20 protein-coding genes are annotated in these 24224 nt (G+C 37.9%); 15 read left to right on the top strand and 5 right to left on the bottom strand.

The window, feature by feature from the left end:
• The first annotated feature begins 4 nt into the window (after nt 1–4).
• The gene (locus tag RWU19_RS04300) at nt 5–541 is read left to right on the top strand and encodes a folate family ECF transporter S component (protein WP_002315762.1); all 537 of its coding nucleotides are present in this window, start codon (nt 5–7) and stop codon (nt 539–541) included.
• A 39-nt stretch (nt 542–580) separates the two neighbouring features.
• Here the strand turns inward: RWU19_RS04300 and RWU19_RS04295 are convergent, their stop codons facing one another.
• Together RWU19_RS04295 and RWU19_RS04290 are read right to left on the bottom strand one after the other, a co-directional pair.
• Entirely contained in the window at nt 581–2344 is a 1764-nt protein-coding gene (locus tag RWU19_RS04295) for an ABC transporter ATP-binding protein (RefSeq protein ID WP_123837633.1), read from the bottom strand.
• Nucleotides 2345–2346: 2 nt separating this feature from the next.
• A complete protein-coding gene (locus RWU19_RS04290; RefSeq protein WP_123837632.1) occupies nt 2347–4062 on the bottom strand; it encodes an ABC transporter ATP-binding protein in 1716 nt (571 codons plus the stop codon).
• Between the two features lie 624 nt (nt 4063–4686).
• Here RWU19_RS04290 and RWU19_RS04285 point away from each other — a divergent pair.
• A complete protein-coding gene (locus RWU19_RS04285; protein WP_260241635.1) occupies nt 4687–5283 on the top strand; it encodes a hypothetical protein in 597 nt (198 codons plus the stop codon).
• 249 nt (nt 5284–5532) lie between these two features.
• Here RWU19_RS04285 and RWU19_RS04280 read toward each other — a convergent pair whose 3' ends face one another.
• Entirely contained in the window at nt 5533–5757 is a 225-nt protein-coding gene (locus RWU19_RS04280) for a hypothetical protein (RefSeq protein WP_002315767.1), read from the bottom strand.
• Between the two features lie 193 nt (nt 5758–5950).
• Here RWU19_RS04280 and RWU19_RS04275 point away from each other — a divergent pair, with 193 nt between their 5' ends.
• The 7 genes from RWU19_RS04275 to RWU19_RS04245 all read left to right on the top strand — a co-directional run bounded on the left by RWU19_RS04275 (nt 5951) and on the right by RWU19_RS04245 (nt 13396).
• Nucleotides 5951–8728: a sigma 54-interacting transcriptional regulator gene (locus RWU19_RS04275; protein ID WP_180363515.1), complete on the top strand. Its 2778-nt coding sequence runs from the start codon at nt 5951–5953 to the stop codon at nt 8726–8728.
• 79 nt (nt 8729–8807) lie between these two features.
• Nucleotides 8808–9227 (top strand): PTS sugar transporter subunit IIA, encoded by a 420-nt coding sequence (locus tag RWU19_RS04270; RefSeq protein WP_002328951.1) that lies wholly within the window; start codon nt 8808–8810, stop codon nt 9225–9227.
• Between the two features lie 11 nt (nt 9228–9238).
• Complete coding sequence (locus RWU19_RS04265; protein WP_002287114.1) at nt 9239–9709, top strand: PTS sugar transporter subunit IIB; 471 nt, start codon at nt 9239–9241, stop codon at nt 9707–9709.
• A gap of 16 nt (nt 9710–9725) precedes the next feature.
• Nucleotides 9726–10505 (top strand): PTS mannose/fructose/sorbose/N-acetylgalactosamine transporter subunit IIC, encoded by a 780-nt coding sequence (locus RWU19_RS04260; RefSeq protein ID WP_002335477.1) that lies wholly within the window; start codon nt 9726–9728, stop codon nt 10503–10505.
• A complete protein-coding gene (locus tag RWU19_RS04255) occupies nt 10492–11313 on the top strand; it encodes a PTS system mannose/fructose/sorbose family transporter subunit IID (RefSeq protein WP_002291048.1) in 822 nt (273 codons plus the stop codon). Before RWU19_RS04260 ends, RWU19_RS04255 begins: the two co-directional genes overlap by 14 nt.
• A 16-nt stretch (nt 11314–11329) precedes the next feature.
• The gene (locus RWU19_RS04250; protein ID WP_024635816.1) at nt 11330–12379 is read left to right on the top strand and encodes an SIS domain-containing protein; all 1050 of its coding nucleotides are present in this window, start codon (nt 11330–11332) and stop codon (nt 12377–12379) included.
• A gap of 12 nt (nt 12380–12391) precedes the next feature.
• Nucleotides 12392–13396, top strand: coding sequence for an SIS domain-containing protein (locus tag RWU19_RS04245; RefSeq protein WP_070769763.1), 1005 nt, complete (start codon nt 12392–12394; stop codon nt 13394–13396).
• Between the two features lie 63 nt (nt 13397–13459).
• Here RWU19_RS04245 and RWU19_RS04240 read toward each other — a convergent pair whose 3' ends face one another.
• Both RWU19_RS04240 and RWU19_RS04235 read right to left on the bottom strand, forming a co-directional pair.
• On the bottom strand, nt 13460–14104 hold the full coding sequence (locus RWU19_RS04240) for a lytic polysaccharide monooxygenase (RefSeq protein WP_002291044.1): 645 nt from the start codon (nt 14102–14104) through the stop codon (nt 13460–13462).
• A gap of 131 nt (nt 14105–14235) precedes the next feature.
• On the bottom strand, nt 14236–15120 hold the full coding sequence (locus RWU19_RS04235) for a helix-turn-helix domain-containing protein (RefSeq protein WP_002291043.1): 885 nt from the start codon (nt 15118–15120) through the stop codon (nt 14236–14238).
• Nucleotides 15121–15325: 205 nt separating this feature from the next.
• Between RWU19_RS04235 and RWU19_RS04230 the strand changes: the two genes are divergently transcribed.
• From RWU19_RS04230 to yfcC, 6 genes are all read left to right on the top strand, one after another.
• Entirely contained in the window at nt 15326–17062 is a 1737-nt protein-coding gene (locus RWU19_RS04230) for a fibronectin type III domain-containing protein (protein ID WP_316002457.1), read from the top strand.
• A 729-nt stretch (nt 17063–17791) separates the two neighbouring features.
• Nucleotides 17792–18811: an NAD(P)H-dependent glycerol-3-phosphate dehydrogenase gene (locus RWU19_RS04225; protein WP_123837629.1), complete on the top strand. Its 1020-nt coding sequence runs from the start codon at nt 17792–17794 to the stop codon at nt 18809–18811.
• A 42-nt stretch (nt 18812–18853) separates the two neighbouring features.
• Complete coding sequence (gene galU, locus RWU19_RS04220; protein ID WP_002315776.1) at nt 18854–19735, top strand: UTP--glucose-1-phosphate uridylyltransferase GalU; 882 nt, start codon at nt 18854–18856, stop codon at nt 19733–19735.
• A gap of 300 nt (nt 19736–20035) precedes the next feature.
• Nucleotides 20036–20413 carry a hypothetical protein gene (locus RWU19_RS04215; protein WP_104764226.1) on the top strand — a complete coding sequence of 126 codons (378 nt, stop codon included), beginning with the start codon at nt 20036–20038 and terminating at the stop codon, nt 20411–20413.
• 605 nt (nt 20414–21018) lie between these two features.
• Nucleotides 21019–21633, top strand: coding sequence for an SIS domain-containing protein (locus RWU19_RS04210; RefSeq protein ID WP_002291034.1), 615 nt, complete (start codon nt 21019–21021; stop codon nt 21631–21633).
• Nucleotides 21634–22405: 772 nt separating this feature from the next.
• On the top strand, nt 22406–24145 hold the full coding sequence (gene yfcC / locus RWU19_RS04205; protein WP_002291032.1) for a putative basic amino acid antiporter YfcC: 1740 nt from the start codon (nt 22406–22408) through the stop codon (nt 24143–24145).
• Nucleotides 24146–24224 lie beyond the last annotated feature (79 nt).

Here is a 24224-nt window from a genome sequence, read left to right as displayed (position 1 = left end):
AAAAATGAAGAAACACCGGTTAGACGCACGTATGATTGCTATTATGGGCTTACTGATTGCATTGATGGTCACGTTGTCCCGTCTGGTAGCAATCGAGACCCCATTTATTAAAATCAGTGTCACATTTATTCCACAAGTGATCATGGGCATTCTTTTTGGTCCTTTTTGGTCAGGGATAGGTGCAGTTTTAGCTGATTTAGTAGGAATGGCTCTCTTCTCGAAATCTGCATTTTTTATTGGATTTACATTGAATGCATTTATTGAAGGAGCAATCTACGGATTCTTTTTCTATCGAAAAGAAATCACTTGGAAAAATGCCATTTTGGCTACGCTTAGTGTCACGCTGATCATAAACTTATTTTTGACACCATTATGGCTTGCGTTGATGTACCATGTGCCATTGTTCAGCTGGGTCGTTTGGGCGCCCCGCCTGTTAAAAACAGTGATATGGTTACCGATTCAATCAATTGCCATTTATTACGTAGGACGTAGTGTTCCTTACAAAAAAATTTTAAGAACTTTAGCGATCCACGCTAAATAAAAAACAAGCAGTCTTCCCATCCCAGAAGACTGCTTGTTTTTATTGTGCTGTGAATTGTGCTTGATAGAGCCGTCGGTAATAACCATCTTTTTGAAGCAACTCATCATGGGTGCCCATTTCGACAATGGCTCCCTGATCCATCACTAATATCTGGTCCGCATTTTTGATTGTGGACAGGCGATGGGCAATAACAAAACTGGTTTTTCCCTCCATCATTGCTAAGAAAGCTTGTTGGATTTTTTTCTCTGTCAATGTATCGACTGAGCTGGTAGCTTCATCTAAGATCAACATAGGCGGATTACTGATCATCGTTCGAGCAATCGTCAACAGTTGGCGTTGGCCATCTGATATCTTTAACCCTTGACCGCCAATCTTAGTATCTAATTTTTCCGGCAAACGTTCAACAAATTCATACATATAAGAGGCTTTTAGGGCATCATTGATTTCTACGTCACTTGCTTCCGGATTCCCAAAACGAAGATTTTCTCGCAATGTACTGTCAAATAGCCAAGTATCTTGTAACACCATTCCAAAACTTTTACGTAATGTATCACGTTGGATAGAGCGGATGTCATGGTCATCGATTGTAATCGTTCCTTTTGTTGTGTCATAAAAACGCATCAGCAAATTAACAAGTGTGGATTTTCCGGCCCCTGTTTTTCCTACTATAGCAATGGTTTGACCTGGATAAGCAGTAAAATTGAAATCTTCGATCAAACGCTGTTTGGGGTCATAAGAAAAAGAAACATGATCAAAAGAGACTTTTCCTTTGATATTTTTGGGTTCCAAGGCATAGGCATCTGGCAAATCAGGCTTTTCTTCTGGTTGATCGATTAAATCAAATGCTCGTTCTAGACCAGAAAAAGCGGTTTGCAGTTGTGTCGTGATTCCAGAAAGTTCGATAAATGGTTTAGAAAACTGACTTGAGTAGATCGTAAAGCTGGAAATCACACCAACAGTGATTGACGAACCACTCTTCAATGCCAATAGGCCGCCAACTAAACCAATCGATAAATAAGCAAGGTGATCTACAAAACGAGAAGACGGGTTTGTCAAGGAAGAAGAAAATTGTGCCCGTTGTCCTTTTTGATATAGATCAGCATTTAGCAGTTCAAATTGCTGTTGACTAGCTTTTTCTTGCTGAAAAGCTTTCACGATTTTCTGATTACCGATTCGTTCGGTCACAAAGCCCGAGATCTCCCCAATGATTCTTTGCTGTCTATCGAAATTTGTTTGCGAAGCACGAGCAACGATCCAACTCACAAGGAAAATAATCGGTGTGGAACAAAGAACGACCAATGTCAGAAGTGGACTTAGACGCATCATAAAAATAAACGAAAGAAGGATGATCGCAACTCCGGAAAACAATTGATTGAAGGCAGCAGAAATCGCAATAGAAATGTTGTCCATATCATTTGTAAATCGACTGACGATATTTCCATGAGAATTTTGATCATAATAACGAAGTGGCAATCGATTCAGTTGAGCAAAAGCATCTTTTCTTAATGTTGCAACGGACAAGTAAGCTAACCGATTGCTTAATACTTGGATGAGCCATTGACTGACTACGTTGATCAAAACGATCCCACCGAACAGAATCAGTAAATGGAATAGTCGATTGAAGCGAACTTGTCCTTCTCCGATCATTTGATCGATACTTTGGCCAATTTGTAACGTCATCACAACTGTTGCGATCCCGTTGATGATCCCTAGTAATACAGCTAGCCAAATGTCTTTCGCATAAGCAGTAAGATAAGGGATGAAGCGACGGAGTGTCTGCAAGGATAATTTTTTTACTTTCATAACTATTCTTCCTCCTGTGATGCGACGATTTCCTGATATTCCGCTGATTGAGCAAGTAATTCTTCATGCGTACCTTGAGCAGCGATCTTTCCTTGATCCATCACTAAGATATGGTGGGCTTCTTGAATGGAGCGGACACGTTGGGAGATAATGATCACTGTACTGCCAAGATAAGTCTGCAGCGCCTTACGCAAATCCAAGTCAGTCTGATAATCCAACGCACTCAAAGAGTCATCTAAAATCAGTAATTCTGGCTTGGCAATCAAAGCTCTTGCAATCGTTAGTCGCTGTTTTTGACCACCGGAGAAATTTTTTCCGTTTTCCATGACTTTTGTATCTAAACCATTTGGAAGCTGACGTACAAATTCTTCTGCCTGAGCGATTTTCAGGGCTTCCCAACACTCATCTTCTGTGGCATCTTGCTTACCCCATTGAAGGTTTTCACGAATAGTCCCAGTAAATAACACGGAAGTTTGGGGAACAAGGGCGATTTGCTGACGAAGATGATCCAGCTGCCAAGAACGAACGTCCATTCCATCCATTATGACTGTACCGGAACTGACATCATAGAAGCGCGGAATCAATTGAGTCAAAGTCGTTTTCCCGCTTCCCGTTGGACCAATGATTCCAAGGACCGTATTTCGCTTCAGCTGAAATGTAATCCCTTGAAGAGAAAGCCCAGAATCAGGAGTATAACGGAAGTCAACATGATCAAAAACGAGTATCGCTTCAGAAGAAAAATCGGGAGTAGTACTGATTTCGGCTTCAAGAATCGAATTCTCTGTGTCTAGAACCTCTTTTACTCGATTACCTGAAGCTTCGGCACGTGTGAAGATCACGACGAGGTTTGAAACAACGATCAGTGCCAAAAGCATTTGATTCATATAATTGATCAAAGCAAGAACTTGTCCTTGTTCCAAACTACCAATGTTTACTTTGATCCCGCCGACTGTTAGCAAACAAATGATTCCGACATTCATAATCAAGGTCGTAGCAGGTGATAAAAGGGCAGAGATATTGGAAACACGTAAATAATTGTTCGCTAGATCATTTGTGCTTTTATCAAACTTTTCTGTTTCTTTTTTTGTCTGTGCAAATGCACGTATGACACGAACGCCGCTAAGATTCTGGCTGACGTGTTCATTGAGCTGGTCTAGTTTTTCTTGCACTTTTTGATAGAGAGGAACAGTTTTTCTGATGATAAAAAATAAGATGATGGAGAAAATAGGCAATAATGCTAAGAAAAACAGACCTACTTCCCAGTCGATCACAAAAGCCATGACTACTGAACCGATGCTTAAAAATGGTGCTCTAATCAATAAACGAATGACCATTGCTAAAGCTAGTTGAAGCTGATTGATGTCGTTTGTCATTCGAGTGATCAAGGTATCTGTTCCAAAATGATTCAACTCGTTGTGAGAGAAAGTATTGATTTTTTTGATCAGCTGATTTCGCAACTCTGTACCAAATCCTTGTGAAGCTATTGAAGCGTAGTATTGGCAAATGATAGCACAAATCAGACCAATCACAGACATAGCGACCATCCATAAGCCCATTTCAATGATTTTTCCTCGGTCATTCATTTTTAGTCCATTATCGATCAAGGAAGCCATCATTAAAGGTAGGACAAGTTCGAAGACAGCCTCAAGAAACTTGAAGAACGGACCCAAAATGATTTGCTTACGATAATCTTTTGCATAACGTAATAACTGAATCATATGATTCCTCCTATTATTTATTTGTCTACAGTTGAAAAAACAAGTACTACCACATTGTAGCTTAGGAAATTTAGAATGAAAAGAGAACAAGCCTTTTCATAAATGAAAGTTTTATTATGAAGAGATTTTAGAGATTGAATAGAATATTTTTTAGAAAAAAAGAAAGAGAACGGGAAATTCATCCCGGTCTCTTCATTCCTCCAAACGTCTATTTTGTCCGATTTTTTATAAATGAATCGTGTGCAAAAGGTGGATCAGGTACAGAATCATCAATGGAGCGCTATTTATTTTTTGAAAATAAAAAAGTAGTGATTCCATGATTTAAGTAAAAAACAGCGAGTATAAAGCAAATGATCTTAGTAATGAATAAAATCTCATAAAATGGAGAGGGCGAAGCTTCATTTTCCATAAAAACCATCGTTATTTTTGGCAAAAAAATTAAAAGTAACGATGTTATTAAATCTAATAACAGCTTTGTTTTCATAGTTTATTCTCCTTTTTTAAAAGTTGTTGAAATCGTTTTCTTTCTATGCTATAAAGTTATTGTAACAAATTGTTTGTGGGAAAGCTAATTAATGTTGAAAGAAGGGATATGAGAATGAAAAAATCGTTGATTGGTTTATTATGTGTGGCAGCTTTAGGGGGGTAAGTAATATCGGACAGCCTGTGTTTGCTGTAGAAGTGGATGCATCAGTGATCGACATATCAAATGAAAAGAAAGAGATAAACATAAGTCCCGTACTCACTTTTGATGAAATGGTGCGAGAAGTAGCAAAAGAAAACGGCATCCCTATTATCCAAGCACAACAAGAGCTTGGATTCACAGATGAAAGTGCAAGACAAGCACGTACAGCAAGAGCAACATACAGAACATTATCGCAATCTTTCACAGTCAATGCTAGTTATAGACCCACGATGCGCTTTTATTGCGAGACCAGTGAAAGTGGAAATTTTAGGGCTATCAAAAGAATCGTACGAGTTGAAATGATCCGCGGATATAATGGTTTGTCGAAACAATTTGGTGGAACTGTTTATGTTCATTTAGAAGATGCTAACCGTATTTTTTACATTGTAAATGGCGACTTCTTCAATAATGGTTCGACAACTTGGAATGCAGGGGTGAACATCGGAGTAGGAAGAAACGCTTCTATTAAGTTTGGTGTAACGAATACAACCTCTCATTATCAATATCGCTATGTAGAAAGTCGTTTGCGATTTTGATATCAAAACAGCACACGAAAAAGAAAACAAGGCAGGAACAGTGATGTTTCTACCTTGTTTTCTTAATCAATGGGAAAAAACTAAGAGTGGTGTACGTAATCAATAAAAAGGATGGTGACAACAGTACCTCTTTACTCTCTGAAAGCATCATAACTCGTTTTTCCTCGTTACGCCAATAAATTGTTGTTATACCAGATATAAGGATTTGTAATAACAAAAAGCAGACAGAAAAATTGAGAGCTGTGCCTCCTATTTTGTGTGGAAGGATTTATAGAACGCAAAAATCAAGATAAAGATAAATAAAAATCCTGTTTCGGCTATATATTGCGTATCTACATCAATAAAACGGGTTTGTTCTGTCATAGCCATATAAAGCAAAGGTAAAAACACAACCACAGCGAGATAAGATCCGATGATTTCGCGAAAAGTTTTCCAAGAAGTATACTTCCTCTTTTTAGATTTATCCGATTTCATTGAATAGTCATAGCCTCCTTGTTCTTTCTTTATTGTTTGGAAATCCCAGTATAAAAACCGGAAGGAACTGTTCTTTTTTAGAATAAAAATTATAAGGGATAAGTGAGCTGCTGTCTATAACAAGACATATTTTTCAACCCTTTATTAAAGATTTTATTGACAAAATGAATCCGTTTTCTATGATGGAATAGGGGTGGATAAGTTGTTAAAACACGAAATTTTATGCTACTTAGAGAACCAGACAGCCTTTTTCGATCTCAACCATATGAACGAGGTCTTTACAGCAAAAAGATTGGCTGAACATTTTGGGGTAAAAAGAAACACAGTCAGTCATTATTTGAACCAGTTGAATGAGGAGAAACTACTAGTCAAAATCAATTCTCGTCCAGTGGTTTATTTCCACAAAGAAGCTTTTGAAAAACAATTTTTTAAGTTACGTACGAATTTTTATTTTTCTATCAATGATCTTAAAGAAGAACAGCCTTTTTTCGCACAACCAAAAGATTTATTCTCTTTTATGATCGGACACGACGCCAGTTTGAAAGAAAGTATCGAACAAATCAAAACAGCTCTTTACTATCCAGATGGCGGACTGCCACTTTTGATCACAGGTGAAAGCGGCACAGGTAAAAGTTATTTAGTCCATTTAGTCTATCAGTATTGTCTGCTTCATGATTTACTAGAGGACTCTGCACCATTCATCACTTTCAATTGTGCACAATATGCAGATAATCCTGAACTGTTGACTAGCAATTTGTTTGGTCACGTCAAAGGAGCTTACACTGGAGCAGAAGAAAATAAAAAAGGGGCTTTCGAAGCAGCAGATGGTGGAATCTTGTTTTTAGACGAGGTACATCGCTTAACACCAGAAGGGCAGGAAAAACTATTCACCTATCTTGATCAAGGTGTGATTTATCGTATGGGAGAACCTAATTTGTCACGGCGGATCAAAACACGTCTTTTTTTTGCCACAACAGAAGAGGCCACTAGTCATTTCTTAACCACTTTCATTCGAAGAATACCTATCCGAATCGAACTGCCTGCACTCAATCAGCGTAGTCGAAATGAACGGCTAGAACTGGTTTACTCTTTTTTTATCGAGGAACAAAGAAAAATGGGGAGCCCTTTGTCAGTCAGTGGCCCAGTTTTGTCACTTCTAGCAGGTCAAAAATTATCTGGAAACATAGGAGAGCTGAAAAATATTGTCAAAGTTTCAGCAGCAAAAGCGTATGCTGAACAACGTGAACAGTCGGAGATCCATGTCACCATCCATCATTTGCAAAAAGAACTACTCGCTGAGCCCATTACCAAAAATACAGCACAGCAAGGAATCTATATCACGCAAGACCAGACCTTAGAACAATTGATGGAAAAGCAACAACCAGAACAGCAACGAATCGTTAAAAGTTTTGAGCAAATCCTGCTTGATTTCAAAAAAAATAAGTGTCTTCTATATTCTTGCGAAGGAAAACTAAAACAAGAAGTGATCCAATTATTTGATTTTTTGCTATTTGAGACCAGTAGACAAGAAAAACACGAGCTGTTGGTTTATTGGACTCAATCTATCCGTGAGACCTTTCGACAAATGGAGTCTGCCTATCAAATCAAGTTCGATGGAAACAGTGTCTATGCCTTGAGTTACTATCTTTATCAGCGAAGCACTGTCAAATGGTTACCGGAAGAACATGCGATTATCCAACTAATCAAAGAATTAGAAAAACAGGTTTCTCAATCTTATCCATCTAGTTATCATTATGTCCAGCGAATCTTGGAACTGAGTAAGATTAAATTAGATATTGAAGTCACTAGTATGGATCGGATTTTACTGACGATCTATCTAAAAAAAGCAAAATGGTCAAAAGAAAAACAACTGCCAAAAGCAATGATTGCTGCGCACGGTTATGCAACTGCCAGCAGTATGGCAAATGTGGTCAATCGTTTATTACAAGAAGATCTATTTGAATCATTTGATATGCCGCTAGATGTCACACCACAGCAGATTGCTGCAGAAATCGTGGATTATTGCGAAAACAGCGATGTTTCAAATGGGTTGATCATATTAGTAGATATGGGATCTCTGAAAGAAATCCATCAGTTTTTTAAAAAACAATTATCTGTACCACTTTTGATTTTGAATAATGTGACGACACCTTTAGCCATCACAGTAGGGGAATGCTTGAAAAAAAATGCAGCTTTAGAAGAAATAGCAGAAGAGGCCGTTCGTCAAATCCAACCAGAATGGCGGCTCCTCTATCCACAAGAAAATAAACCCAAAGCACTCATTACTACCTGCTTCACTGGAATCGGCACGGCGGCTCACCTAAGTGAACTGCTAGAGAAAAGTTTGCCTACGACTTGTCAGTTGAAAATCATCCCATATGAATATCAGCGATTAAAAGATAAGAAAAACAGTGAACCATTGTTTTCCATATACGAAATCGTAGGAATCATAGGTACCGCAGATCCTGCTATCACCGATATCGACTATCTTTCATTAGAAGACCTCATCTCAGGAGAGAAGATGTCTGTACTAGCAGAATGGTTGGATTCTGCTATGAATGTTTCAGATAAGGAAACATTCAACCAGAACATCATTCGCAATTTTTCATTGGAGAAAGTACTGGACTCTGTGACTATTCTAGATACAGAAAAGGTGATGGAGGAAATCGATCATTTTATGCGAGAATTAGAGGTGCAGTTGAATCGAAGAATCAGTAATCCCAAAAAACTAGCGTTATATGTCCATGTGAGCTGTCTAATCGAACGTTTGATCCGACAAATGCCAATTGAAACCTATCAAGGATTAGAGAAATGGGAACAGTGTCAAAAAGAAGAGGTATCTGCTATTAAATCTGCGTTTAGTGTCATTGAAGAGCATTATAGTGTCATGATCCCTCATTCTGAGATTGCCTATATCTGTGATATTTTGAGTGAAAGTACAGAGTTACTCTCGATAGAAGAAGAATTTTGAACATAAGCAAGTTGCGGCCACTAACTTTGGCACGCAACTTGCTTTTTAGTATGTGTAAGTAAAAAGAGGAGATGAAAAAGTGGACAGAGAAATTATCTTAGCTTCCCATGGGAAATTTGCTTCAGGGATACTAGATTCATTAGAGCTAATCTATGGGAAAAATCATTCTATTACTGCATTGGACTGCTATACTGATGAGAATTTTGATTTAACGGAATCAGTAAGTCAGCTGTTTATGAGGTACAAAGATAAAGAAATCATTGTTCTGACGGATCTTTTTGGCGGAAGTGTCAACAATGAATTCTTACAATATATCAATCAGGATCATGTCTATCTTGTTGCCGGATTGAATTTGCCACTCTTGATTGAGCTAGTATCTCGGTTGGACGCTGAAGTAGAGACAACTGTTTTGATCCAACAGGTGCTAACTGATTCAAAAAAAATGATCCAGTTTTGTAACGAACGGATCAATCAAAAAATAGAAGAAGACGAATTTTAGGAGGAAGAAGAATGATTGTATTGACAAGAGTTGACCATCGGTTATTACACGGACAAGTCGCTTTTTCTTGGACACAAACAATAGGCGCAGATTGTATTTTGATTGCCAATGATGATGTGCCTACTAATGAGATACGAAAAACAACAATCAAATTAGCCAAGCCGCAAGGAGTCAAACTAGTAATCAAATCCATTGATGACTCGATTGCCGCATTGAAAAGCGGTGTGACAGATAAATATAAGCTATTCATCGTAGTGGAATCAATCGAGGACGCATATAAGCTGGCAGAAGCGTATCCAGAAATCAAAACCATCAACTTAGGAGGGATCAAGGCGAAACCTGGTACTCGCAGTATTGGAAAAGCGGTGAATATTTTACCAGAAGAGGAGGAACGATTGAAAAGATTGATTGACAAACAAATAGAAGTGGAGATCCGTCAAGTACCGGCAGATAAAAAAGTGGACGTAAGGGAAGTTTTGTAAGAAAGGAAGAAACTCAATGATTGTACAAGCAGTCTTATTAGGTATCGTTGCATTTATCGCACAATCAGAATATGCATTAGGGACATCACTGCTTTCTCGTCCAATTGTGACGGGACTGTTTACAGGAATCGTGTTGGGTGATGTAAAAACTGGGATCGTCATGGGTGCCACTTTGGAGTTAGCATTTATCGGATCATTCTCAGTAGGTGCTTCGATCCCCCCTGATGTGGTGACCGGAGGAATTCTAGGCACGGCTTTTGCCATCACAGCTGGAGCTGGTACGGAAACGGCACTTTTACTAGGTTTACCAATTGCTACGTTGACATTGATATTGAAAAATATTTACTTAGGTCTTTTGATTCCAATTATGAACCATAAAGCGGACAGTTATGCAGAAGAAGGAAACTATAAAGGAGTCGAGCATATGCACTTGCTTGCCGGTTTCGGTCTTTCTTTGATGCTTGGTGTTGTGGTAATGGTTTCGTATATGGTGGGAAGCAATACAATCGGAAATCTACTCAATAAGATTCCTGACTTCGTTCAGAATGGCTTGTCAGTAGCTACAGGGTTGATTCCAGCTCTTGGTTTCGCGATGCTCGCTCGCTTGCTGATTAACAAACAAGTTGCACCATACTTTTTCTTAGGTTTCGCTATAGCTTCTTACTTAAAGATTCCTGTGACCGGAGTAGCTATTTTTGGTGCAATTTTAGCCGTTGTGGTAGTCAATATCATGAATGTCCGTCAATTGCCACTTCAAACCACTGCAGGGGAGGTCGAAGAAGATGAAGAATTCTGAGAGTAAAAACAGCAAAATAACGAAAAAAGAACTGAATCACGTATTCTGGCGTTCTTTTCAAATGGAGTTTTCTTGGAACTATGAACGACAGATGAATATGGCTTATGTTTACGCAATGATTCCGATTTTGAAAAAGTTATATCAGTCGAAAGAAGAAATGGCAGCAGCTTTGAAACGGCATCTAGAGTTTTTCAACACGACCCCACATATCGTTACATTGATTTTAGGGATCACGGCTGCAATGGAGGAAGAAAATAAGGATGATCCTGAATTTGATGTGACCGCGATCGACAGTATCAAAACATCTTTGATGGGACCACTTGCAGGGTTAGGGGATTCTTTCTTTTGGGGAACTTTGCGATTGATTGCCACAGGTGTGGGCACCTCTTTAGCTATGCAAGGAAATATTTTAGGACCTATCTTGTTCATTTTGATTTTCAATATTCCGCACATTCTGTTCCGCTATCTAGCAACAGGTTGGGGTTATCGCTTAGGAACGGGTTTTTTGAAAAAGATTCAGGCAAACGGGATGATGGAAAGTTTGACATTAGGCGCATCTATCATTGGGTTGATGGTCGTGGGAGCAATGACTGCCACGATGATTACTATCAATATCCCTTTAAAAATCGGTTCAGGAGAAAATGCTGTGACTGTTCAAAGTATTTTTGATGATATTGTCCCAAATATCTTATGTCTGGGTGCATTTGGTGTAGTGTTTTATCTATTGAAAAAAGAAGTAAAACCATTGACGATCTTGATCGGATTAGCTTTCTTTGGGATTTTTGGTTCGTGGATAGGGATTTTTTAGAAAAGGAGCAGAGAAAATGGTTACGATGCAAGATTATATTTATGAAGAAAAGGAAGTACTAAGTACGATCTTGAAAAAAAATGATTTTTCGACAAGAAAACAAATGAAAAAAACAACGAATCTGCTGATGCTAGCAACGGGTTCTTCTTACAACGCTTGTTTAGCAGCGAAGCCGGCATTGGAATCTTATGGCGAGCTAACTGTCGATATTCAAGAACCTTTTCATTTTGCTCATTATGGAAAACTTTCTCCATCAATCGATACTGTGATTGCTGTGTCACAAAGTGGGAAAAGTGCTTCTACTGTTGAAGCAGTAAAAATGATCCAAAAACAAGAAATACCGATTATTGCTGTCACAAATGACGTACAAAGTCCACTTGCTTTAGAAGCTACACAGATTATTGATTTAGGTGCTGGGATAGAAACAGTTGGCTTCGTTACAAAAGGCTATTCTGCTACTGTCTTACAGTTACTACTCTTAGGGCTAGGAATTGGGATAAGTAAAAATAATATCAGCAAAGAAATAGAACAAAACTACATGCAACAGTTACAAAAAATAATCGATCATTTACCAGTGATTATTCAAAAAACGGAAGAATTTTTTGATGAGTATCAAAGTTTGTTTCGTTTAACACAACGCTTCATCACTATTGGCTATGGTCCAAACTGGGGAACAGCGAAAGAAGCAGAAACGAAATTGACGGAAACAATCCGTGTCCCGTCACAAGGATTTGAGTTAGAAGCTTACATGCATGGCCCATATCTAGAGGCTGGTGCTTCCCATTTGCTGTTCTTTATTGAAGGGGACAATGAAAATAAGGAACGTTCACAAAAGTTGCGGAGATATATGAGTCAGTATGTTGGAGAGGCTCTCACAATTACCACAAAAAAAGCAAGAGACGAGAAAACACTTGGATTAGCAATAGAATGTGATGAATATCTGTCTATATTAGCACTTGTCGTTCCATTTCAACTATTCGCTTATAAAATCGCAGCAGCTAAAGGAATCGACTTGAACAAAAAGATCTTTGAAGACTTTGATACAGTCTTGAAAAGTAAATTATAAGAGGTGGAAATCATGTTGAAATTCAATGAAGAAGAACAAATCAAAGCAATAAAAGGTGCACTAGCTTTACGTCCGCAAGTAGAAAAAATCATCGATAAACTTTATACGGAACAATTCGATGCTGTCTATTATTTAGGAATTGGTGGAACATATGCTTCTTCGATGCAAGCTGTCACTTATATGAATGGGAAAAGCAACTTGCCTGTCTTTGTACAGCATGCTGCAGAATATTACACTACTGGGAACAAAAGATTAACAAAAGATTCTATTGTCGTCGTGTCCTCTGTTACTGGGACAACCCAAGAAGTAGTGAAAGCAGTAGAAGAAATCAAGAAAGTAGGAGCGACACTGATTGGATTTATCGATAAAGCGGAGAGTAAGTTGTCTCAACTATGCGATTTTGTGGTTACTTATCCAGCTCCCGGAACAGAACAAATCAAATTTTTTATGGTAGCAGATCGATTGATGTATTTGCATGGGGAATTCGAAGATTACTCAGAGTACTATGAACAGCTCGAACATTATTTGCCAACAGGGTTAGTTGAAGCCGAGAAAAAAGCAGATGCATTTGGCTTATCATTTGCAGAAAAGCATCGACGTGATAGCATGCATTATTTTATCGGAGCAGGGAATCAATGGGGAGCTGTTTATTCATATGCCATGTGTTATTGGGAAGAACAAAGCTGGCTCCCATCGAAATCTATCCATGCTGCCGAGTTTCTTCACGGGACGTTAGAGATCGTTGAAGAAACGACCCCAGTCACTTTATTTTTAGGCGAAGATGAACAGAGAGTGTTATCTGAACGTGTAGCTAAACTTTTGCCAAAAATTTGTAGTAATTATACATTGATAGATACAAAAGACTATCCAGTAGAAGGTATCAGCGAAAAATATCGCGGACGTGTGTTGTCTTTCTTATTGATGCATGCAGTGACACAGCGTATCGATGCACATGTCGAACAGCTGAACTGTCATCCATTAGAGATACGCCGCTACTATCGTCAGTTTGATTATTAGGATCGATTGGATGAAAAGAATATAAAAAATAAAGAGAGCAGCGACAACTGCTCCCTTTATTTTTTAGTTGTTTTCCAAGTCAGTTAATGCATTACGATTTTGAACATTGACATCGATTACATTATAAAATGCGTTATCTGTGTCAGCTACATCCCAAACTGCTAAAATGACATGATACCCCAGACGATTGCTAGGAATATTGATTGTATGAGTCGGATTAGTAATAGACGAATTGCCACCATTATTTACTTCACCAATGAATTCCAGGTCATTTCTATTCAATGGGGCATTTGGATTCCAACCATTTTTAGTCATGTAATAGTGCCATTTCGTCGTTGCGTGGTCAGCTGTGAAATGCCAAGTGAATCGGTTTGCCCCAGTAGTTAAGTTGTTTTTTGTCCATAACGTAGCTGTTTGTTTATCCAAAACAAAGTCACCTACTGCACCATTAGCAGAAGCAATTCGACCATTTGCAGGTCCAGCCGAAGGGAATCCTTTTGGTGCCTCTAAAGATTGTGGTTCGTTGATGATACGACCATACTTTTCAAAAGCACTTTGCCAATTATTCCTACTATCTAGAGCACCTTGATAGCCACGGCTGATAGGTTGTGAAACATAGCCATGAGCCGAGACATCTACAGAAGACAAAGCGGCGATTCCTGTTGTAGCAAGTAACATTCCTAATCCCAATAAAGTACTTTTTTTCATTTGATGATTCCTCCAGTTAGATAAAATATTTTAAGAAAGGGTTTCCTTTTCATAAGATAGTATAAAATGCATTATTTGAATATTATTTTTTTGTATGGTATTGCAACAAAAATAAAAAACTAGAAGAATGACTATTGATAAATAGCCTTATCATTTTTATGTATAGTTTTTTTCAAAAGAGAATCTCTCAATTCAATGATCTCTTCTTTCACTTCCTCTAGTCCTAGCCATTCAAAGAAATGGATTGCTTCGTCAATTTCTTCTAGTGCTCGTTCATTGCCATCTGCTAATAGAGCTAAAGCAGTGAATGCTTTGTAACGGGCTAAGTCTAACGTATGTTTATAACGGTCACTTACTTTTTTCCATTCTCCTAAAAATAGTTTTCTAAGAAAAACAGAAGAACGATGAAAAGATAGATGTATCCCGTTCAAAAGAAAATTTGATAATAATTCGGAATAATGAGCAGTATCGACATATGCTTTCATTTTTGTGACACTACGCTGAAAAGAATGATAAATATACTCGTCATCGAATATGAATAAACAATTGGAAAAAATAGAAAGTTCATAGTGTCCCCATGTATCAATACCTTCCAAGTACTTTTTGATAATAGAAACTTCTGTCAAAGTTTCAGAACGAGTGAGCTTTCGGTTTCCCAGATATTGATCAATTAGTATACGTTGCGTATATAGCAGGCGATAATAAATATTCCCAGTTTTTTTATATTCTTTTAGCAGTTCATTCTCTTGCTCTTTTGTTAAATATTTTGTTGTGATCAGGTAATTAGAAAGTTTTTGTTTACTTGTGAGAGTATTGTTGTTCAGCAAAAATTGATATTCTTCAAGTGTAACATTCATCCGTTCAAGGTAATCCACTAACAATTCAAAACTGATTTTTGTTCCTCTAGATTCAAAAGCAGCTAATGTCCCTCGCTGAGAAAGCCCCTCTGTTAATTGAGCTTGTGTCAGTCCACGTTCTTTTCTTAGTTTTCGAATTAAAGAAGCATGTTTTATCATGTAAGTTACCTCCATACGTTTTTATGAATATAAGATAACACAAGGCTGTTATCTAAGGACGAAAATGTCAATTATGTACTATTTTTGATAAAAAGTGCTCATGCTTTAAAAGCAATTTTTATTTATGTTGTAATAACATACAAAAAATGAAAAACAGATGTTGTTAAAATAAAATATATTTACCAAATATTAGGAGGTATGATGAATGAAAAAAATTTTTTGGCTGTCATTGGCAGCAATCGGCTGTTTCGCTGGAGGTGGACAAACTATACATGCTGCACAAGATTCCGCGGCATTGATGCCGGATATCTCAGAAAAGCAAATTGCTGTTGGATATTATCATAACTGGGTACCAGAGCAAGGTGCGGGATATAGAGGTGGGAAACCAGCAGAGACAGACTTAGGAAAGATCAATCCGTTTTACAATGTCATCGCAGTATCTTTTATGAAAGGCGAAGGAATCCCTACATTTAAGCCATTTAATATGAGTGATGAAGAATTCAGAAGCAAAGTGGCTGCCCTGAATGAAGAAGGACGATCAGTTATCATTTCTTTAGGCGGAGCTGATTCCCATATCGAATTGCACAGAGGACAAGAACAAGCATTTGCAGATGAAGTGATTCGGTTGGTAGAAACTTATGGTTTTGATGGTTTAGACATTGATTTAGAACAAAGCGCCATTACGGCAGGAGATAACCAGCAAGTGATTCCAGAAGCGTTGAAAATCGTACGAGATCATTATAAAAAGCAAGGAAAACACTTTATTATTTCTATGGCACCTGAATTCCCTTATTTGAGAACAGCGGGAGGCTATGTACCTTATATCACTGCATTAGAAAATGAGTATGATTTTATTGCACCACAACTATATAATCAGGCGGGCGACGGATTAAGCGTGGGAGACGAATGGATTGCTCAGAACAATGACAGTCGAAAATATGATTTCTTATATGGTATGTCAAAAGCCTTGCATAACGGAGAGAGTGGATACATTCGGATACCAGCAGATCGTCTGGCTTTGGGGATTCCAGCAAATAACGATGCGGCAGCCAACGGTTATGTGCAAGATCCATCCGTTGTCTATCAAGTATTCGAACAAATGGAAAAAGAACGTACACCTTTGAAAGGTTTGATGACTTGGAGCGTGAACTGGGACGAAGGGGTAAACTCAGCTGGTATTTCTTATAATGAATCATTTGCGAAAGCTTATCAAAATCTGTTTACGGAACAAGAACCAGATACAGAGAAACCTTCTAAACCGACCAATTTTCGAGGAACAGCAACAAGTACGACAGTCACATTGTCTTGGACTGCGTCAACGGATAACGTTCGTGTGTCACATTATAATATTTATGAAAACAATCGATTAGTAGGAACAAGCAACACTACGAATTATATACATACAGGTTTACAACCAGAAACGACTTATTCTTATACGATTGAAGCGGTCGATTCATCAGGAAATATTTCTGCACGTTCCGATAGATTGAATATCCGTACGCAAGAAGCAGCAGCTTTACCAGCACCTTCTATTCCAAACGGGTTGAGCATCAACCATGTGACACAATCAACAGTTCGTTTGGTATGGCAAGAAAATAGCTTATTGGAAGAAGTACTTTATTATGAAATATACAGAGATGGCAAGAAGATCGCTACCTCACAAACCGCTGTATTTGAAGATCAAAATTTAACAGCTTCTACTGTGTATCGCTATCAAGTTCGTGCAGTCAATCGGACAGGTGTTTCTTTACTAAGCCAGTCTGTCACAGCAAGAACCCTAGACGAGAACGGCCAAGGAAATTCTTGGACAGTCGGTACTTTTTATCAAGCAGGAGATATAGTCACATATAATGGTATTCAATATCGTTGCTTGCAAGCGCATATTGCAGCCGCACATTGGGCACCAGATACGACCTTCTCTTTATGGCAAAAAATAAGTTGATGATGAGGTCGTGATAGAAGCTACTTCTGTAACACCGTTTATCAAGCGGTTGTGAAATCAATACTTTGACCTAAGTATTACAGAAACAAAACGGCAAAATAGTTTTTCATATTTTGCCGTTTTTTAATCTAATATTGAGGGTGAGCTGATTGAACACTGTGTATCAAGAGATGATAAGCCTGATGTATAACTGCGTGTCACATCATTTACTCGGAATAAGGAGGATACGACTTTTATCAAAATTTCTACCATGTATTGATTTAAGCAAAGAGCGTGGGACAAAAGTAAAGAACACTTTTGTCTCACGCTCTAAACACGTATAAACGGCGGAAGCAGAAGCAACTCCTTCGGAAATAAGCTGAAATTCACAAAAATTTGAAAAGCAATTTTCGTGAATTCCTTCTTATTTCTTGGAGTAAAACGCTTCTGTCCCAGCCTCTTCTTGTATGTAGCTTCAATTAAGGGTTGTTAGGAGAAACTTCCCAGCCTCCCAATGGTAATGGTAATGGAAACATAGTCAAACCTCCTTTCTCTTAGTGACAAATAAAGTATAACAAGTGTAAAAAGAAAAAAATTAAAATGTACGCTATTGCAACATTTAATAGATTATTTCAAGTGAAAGTCGATAAAAGAATTAAACAAACACTTAAAAACAATGGAAATTAGTCCAAACTTTAAGAAATGTATACTATAATGGAAATTATCAATTATTTATTTGGAGGAATATCCATGAAACAAAAAATCGCAGTTCTTGGTCCTGGATCATGGGGCACTGCTTTAGCACAAACATTGTCAGAAAACGGGCATGATGTCCGTATTTGGGGAAATGTACCTGAACAGATTGACGAAATCAATACGTATCATACAAATCAACATTTTTTACCTGATTTGACGATTCCAGAATCGATTATCGGATATAAAGAATTGGCAGAAGCAGTGGATGACGCAGATGCTATTTTGTTTGTCGTTCCGACAAAAGCGATCCGTTCAGTCGCCCAGGAACTTATTGGTAAAATGAATACTAAGCCCGTCATTATCCATGCAAGTAAAGGCCTAGAACAAGATACGCATAAACGGATCTCAGAAGTTTTGGCTGAAGAGATTCCAGAAGAAAAACGACAGGCAATCGTCGTATTATCTGGCCCTAGTCATGCGGAAGAAGTAGCAGTTCATGATATTACAACGATTACAGCTGCAAGTATCGATCAAAAAGCAGCTGCTTATGTACAAGAATTATTCATGAATGATTATTTCAGGATTTATACAAATAATGATGTGATTGGTGTAGAAACTGGGGCAGCATTAAAAAATATCATTGCTATTGGTGCCGGTGCTATCCATGGGCTAGGGTTCGGAGACGATGCAAAAGCGGCCATCATGACTCGCGGATTAGCAGAAATTAGTCGTCTTGGTGTAGCAATGGGTGCCAATCCGCTGACGTTTATCGGTTTGAGCGGTGTTGGGGACTTGATTGTTACTTGTACAAGTGTTCATTCCCGTAATTGGCGCGCCGGTAACTTACTAGGACAGGGGCATAAACTGGAAGAAGTTTTGGAAAACATGGGAATGGTCGTTGAAGGTGTGGCAACGACAAAAGCAGCAGTCGAGCTAGCACAACAGCTAGGGGTTGAGATGCCAATTACTCAAACCATCTATAATGTTTTGTATAATGGAGAAGATATTAAAAAAGCAGCAAAAGAAATCATGCTACGTGACGGAAAAATGGAGAATGAATTTTCTCTTCGTTAAATAGATGATTAACAGGTAAGCGTCGTTTAGGAGGAACAGCAAGTGAAGGTCAAAAAAGCAGTTATTCCTGCCGCTGGGCTAGGAACACGTTTTTTGCCGGCAACAAAAGCCATGGCAAAAGAAATGCTTCCAATCGTGGATAAGCCAACGATCCAATTTATTGTGGAAGAAGCATTGGATTCGGGAATCGAAGATATCTTGATCGTAACGGGAAAAGAAAAGAGACCCATCGAAGATCATTTTGATGCAAATATCGAATTGGAAAACAATTTGCGGGAAAAGGAAAAAACAGAACTACTCGCTTTAGTTGAAGAAACGACTCATGTCAATCTTCACTTCATCCGTCAATCTCATCCAAGAGGACTGGGGGATGCCGTGCTTCAAGCAAAAGCATTCATAGGGAATGAACCATTTGTTGTCATGCTCGGGGATGATTTGATGAAAGATGATATCCCACTGACTCAACAATTGATGATGGATTATGAAGAAACACAATCTTCTGCTGTTGCCGTCATGCGTGTACCAGAAAATGAAACCTCTAAATATGGAATTATTGATCCTAAAACGGATAACGAAAAGGGACGTTGCAGAGTAAATGGTTTTGTAGAAAAACCTGAACTTGGAAAAGCACCAAGCAATTTAGCCATTATCGGACGTTATCTCCTGACTCCCAAAATATTTGAGATATTAGCAACTCAAGAACCAGGAGCAGGGAACGAGATACAACTAACGGATGCGCTCCAGACCCTTAACCAAACAGAAGCGGTCTATGCGAGAGAATTTAAAGGAAAAAGATATGACGTAGGCGATAAGCTAGGATATATGAAGACAAATATTGAATATGGACTTCATCATCCGGAAATCGGCGCATCGTTAAGCGCATATATTATCCAGTTGAGCAAAGAGCTAAGAACAGGAAATTAACTGGAAATAAGTGACCTGCTGAGAATAAAAATCAAATGGGTATTAAAGCGGCAGCTTGTGCGTCATTTGCGCAACTGTCGTTTTTATTTTTTGACGCTAAGTGAATGAAGACGAGGATAAATGAAAGATAGAAAAAGACTTTCGTGAATATATTTAGGAAATTTTCTGCTAATGGTTTAATTTTTTTTTAAGTTACATAAAAGAAAATGATTACATAAGAGAAATGAAAGCCAATCCAGAAGATTCATAGTAGAATAAAAAGGCGAATTTTTTTAATTATAAAAAAGGTGTGTGTCCACTATGGGAAAATTAGTCGTTATTGCGCAGTCGCTACTTGATATACTCAAGTGGCTGATGGAAGGAAATAATTGGGTATTTGTGTTACCACTATTGCTCATTAGTCTATTTATCATGTTCAAAATGGTCAGAAAAAAAGAAAGATTCCTGATTTTTATCTGGTATGCAGCGTCTATTGCAGTTGCTAGCTTGATGATCGAACTGGCGTTAGGTAGTTGGGAAGCTTGCATATTTGCCTTATTTTTTGCTGTATTGTATCTGCTCATTTATATTCCTTATAGGAAAAGAAAGTCTCGGATCGGAAGAAAGGGTAGACATGCCACTACTTTTTCTAGTACAGATTCTCCAGAACAAAGCAGAAGAGCGAGAAGAAGACGGTAATATTTAGTATGTATACGCAAAAAAAGATAAAATAATGGACAAAATATTGAGTTGAGAGATTTATTTAATTGGTGAGAAAAAACTTTTTTCACTTATTTAAAAGAATCTTTTCAAAAAGGAATGCTTGCTACATAAGGACAAGCCATTCCTTTTTTTATGTTATTTATTTGTAAAAAAATCATACCAATGTTTTTTTGTGTTTTCGTACTTGCACTTGAATAAGAGATTACTTACAATGAGTTCAGATAGAAACAGCTGAATAAAAAAAGGCTCCCTGACCCTTAGTTGGCGCTAAGAATCAGGGAATGACCAGTCACACTCATACACCCTGACCGATCATTTTGCCATAGTCAATGCAGTGCATCGACCTTATTTATTGTACCTAATCTAAGGGGAAAATTCTACCCCTATGTAGAGATTTTCTATGGTCTGCACGTTGTTTTATTTGCTATGTCAAGGTATTGGGCGTATTCGTTCAATACCTTTTTTGCGTTTGAAACAGCAAAGACCGCATGTATTACTGTTTATCTTCTGTTTTTTATGTATTTCCTTAGATTAGGCAGCTGTTTCTATTCATGTCAAGTATAGCTAGGCGGGAGAGAAAAATGAGTTTATGTTATTTTGACTATTATTACCAATTGGAAGAGAAATTAAGGATAGAAGAGCCGTTGATGGTTCAAGCAGGAACTTGGATTGCGAAACAAATCAATCAAGGCGGCAGATTGCAGATATATGCTAGCCGCACACTAAGTGGTGTAGCATTTGAATTTTGGGATCAAACACCGGACCTTGTGCCAAGTATATTGATTGAAAACCCAGCCGGAGGTGTCTATGAAACGCTAGAAGGGGCAGGACAAGCGATTATTGATGAGCTTTCTGTCAAACCAGAAGACATTTTTCTACTTCTTTCGAATGAAGGAAGAAATCCAGCAATCATTGAGTTGGCTCAATGGATCAAAGAAAATGGACATCCTTTGATCATTGTTACTGGATTTGATTTGTCACGAAGCATCAAGTCCCAGCATAGCAGTGGTTTGAGATTATTTGAATTTGCTGATTTAGTTTTGGATAACCATGCCAATCTGCATGATGCAGTCTTGACTTTGCCGAATTTAGATCCAGCAATCTGTGGAACAGCCTCTCTTGCAACGATTTTTTTGCTTCAACAAGTATTGTATTTTACAGCAAAACAGCTAGTTCAGGAAACAAGAGGAAAATAGTTTTCCACATAATGACCAAAGTTTCTTTAAAAAAACGGTGTTCCACGTAAATATGGAGTGTTTGAAACAAAGAAAACGATTTTTAAAGAAAAGCAGTAATAATCATTTTTTATTTTATGTTATTTTAAATTTGTTTAGCTCTAGAGGTCAGCCTTTTTTTTTGAAGGTGCGTTATTTTTATAAGTTGTTTCACAATGAGAAGAAAAGAGCTACAAAAATATGCAATGCTAGATAGAAAAAAAATAGCGGAAAAAGAGACAAGAAAGAATCCGAATGGATCCTTTCTTGCCTCTTAATACACGTTGATGAAAGAGTCTTCCCCAAAACTCTTTACAATGTAATTATAGTACATTTGTTATCATTATTGCAATGAAGTTTACCTGATATAACAAAATTGTCGAAGAAGATTCCTTTTTCTAATAGAAAGAAAATATACAAAAAATGAAAGATATGAGATGGATATTTATTATTATTTTTTACTTTTTTGCAATGAAATACAATTTATTCACGATTATAAAATGAAAAAATCAGGACGGGATTTCCGCTAATCTAAAAATAAAAAAAGAATTTTAAGGAAAAACAGAGAAATAAAATACTTAATATAAATGGAAAAAGAAAAAAATAGTCATACATATGAGAAAAAAAGCAAAATAGAAAAAAGTGATTTTCTAATAAATTATTCATGTGGAAATGTCATTTTTACTGTATAATTCATTTGATTATCCATTTTTTATTCATCAAAATTACTGAGAAAAGAAAGGAAGAAATAAATTTGAAGAAAACAAATTCTTCAGGAAAACCGAAACGTGACTTCACTAAATTATCGACACCGCATACGTATGTCATTATTTTTGGTGTAGTCATCTTTGCATGGATACTGACTTTTGTCGTACCAGCAGGAAAGTTCAGCACGCAAGACATTGAATATAAAGATGCGAATGGCGAAACAAGTACTCGTACTGTTTTACGCCAAGATTCCTTCCGTTATGCTTACGAGCTGGATAAATCGTATGTATTTGATCAATTAGAAGAACTGCAAGACCATCCAGCAGAACGTGAAAAACTGGATGTTCCTGAAAAAGGATTGGAAAAAGTCATTGCTGACGGAGAAAAAAATCTTACGCAAGAAAAACTAGATGAAATTTCCTTAACAGATGATGTTCTTTACGATGAGTATGGCGAAAATATCTATGATACTTCTAAAAAATTGCATAAAACAGCCAAAATATGGGGAACAGACGATTTTGGTGGCTTTGGCTTCTTAAATTTTGTTTTTGAAGGTCTAGTATCTGGAGATAAATATGGATCTGCTGTAGGGATTGCTGCATTGATCCTTGTTGTCGGAGGTGCTTTTGGTATTATTATGCGTACCGGAGCGATTGATGCAGGAATCTATGCGTTTATCAGTAAAACGAAGGGACTGGAGCGTTTAGCTTTACCGCTATTATTCTTTGCTTTTTCATTCGGGGGCGCTACATTTGGGATGGCAGAAGAGGTAATTCCATTCTCAATGGTGATGGTTCCATTCGTCATTGCCTTAGGATATGACTCGATCGTAGCAGTAACCGTGACTTATGTCGCATCTCAAGTCGGAAATGCGACCTCTTGGATGAGTCCGTTTAGCGTAGCTGTAGCTCAAGGGATTGCTGGAATCCCAGTGTTGTCTGGTGCGACATTCCGATTGATTATGTGGGTAGTTGTTACTGCCTTAGCAGCTGGTTATATGATGATATATGCAGAAAAAATCCGTAAAAAACCGGAAAGTTCGTTGACTTATAAATCAGATGATTATTTCCGTTCTCATATCAAAAAGACATCTGATGAAAATAAAAAATTCATGCTTGGGCATAAACTGATTTTAGTAGAGATGTTAGCTGTTCTTGTTTGGATCGTTTGGGGCGTGACTCAAAAAGGCTATTACATCCCCGAAATCGCTTCTCAATTCTTTGTGATGGGATTAGTTGCCGGAATCATTGCTGTTCTTTTCAAATTAGATGGAATGAAAGTCAATGACATCGCTTCTTCTTTCCAATCTGGTGCAGCTGATTTAGCTGGTACAGCAATCGTAGTAGGGATGGCCAAAGGAATCCTTCTCGTCTTAGGTGGATCCGATGCGTCTGTTCCTTCAGCTTTGAATACGATTTTGCATGGAATCGGGACGGCATTGACCGGTGTGCCAGCTGTCATTGGCGCTTGGGCGATGTATATCTTCCAAAGTTTGTTCAACTTGGTTGTTACATCAAATTCAGGACAAGCAGCTTTGACCATGCCGATTATGGCTCCATTGGCAGATTTAGTCGGTGTATCCAGACAAGTAGCAGTTCTTGCTTATCAGCTTGGTTCTGGTTTCATGGATGCTTTTACGCCCGTATCAGCTAGCTTGATTGGTGTGTTAGGTGTTGCACGGATCGAATGGGCAAAATGGGCAAGGTTCCAAATCAAGATGCAAGGATTCCTGTTTGTTTTGGGAACTATTTTCATCATGATTGCTATTGCGATCGGTCTGCAGTAGTACTGGAGACATAAGTAAATAAAAAAAGTAATCCAAACAGTAGATAAATGACTCCAAGAACCGTCATTTTACGGTAAAA

It is taken from the genome of Enterococcus sp. 2STP, assembly GCF_032465635.1.
GTDB classification, from domain to species: Bacteria; Bacillota; Bacilli; order Lactobacillales; family Enterococcaceae; genus Enterococcus_B; species Enterococcus_B lactis.
Note: the sequence above shows the minus strand (reverse complement) of the source record. Positions and strands in the feature narration are given on the sequence as shown.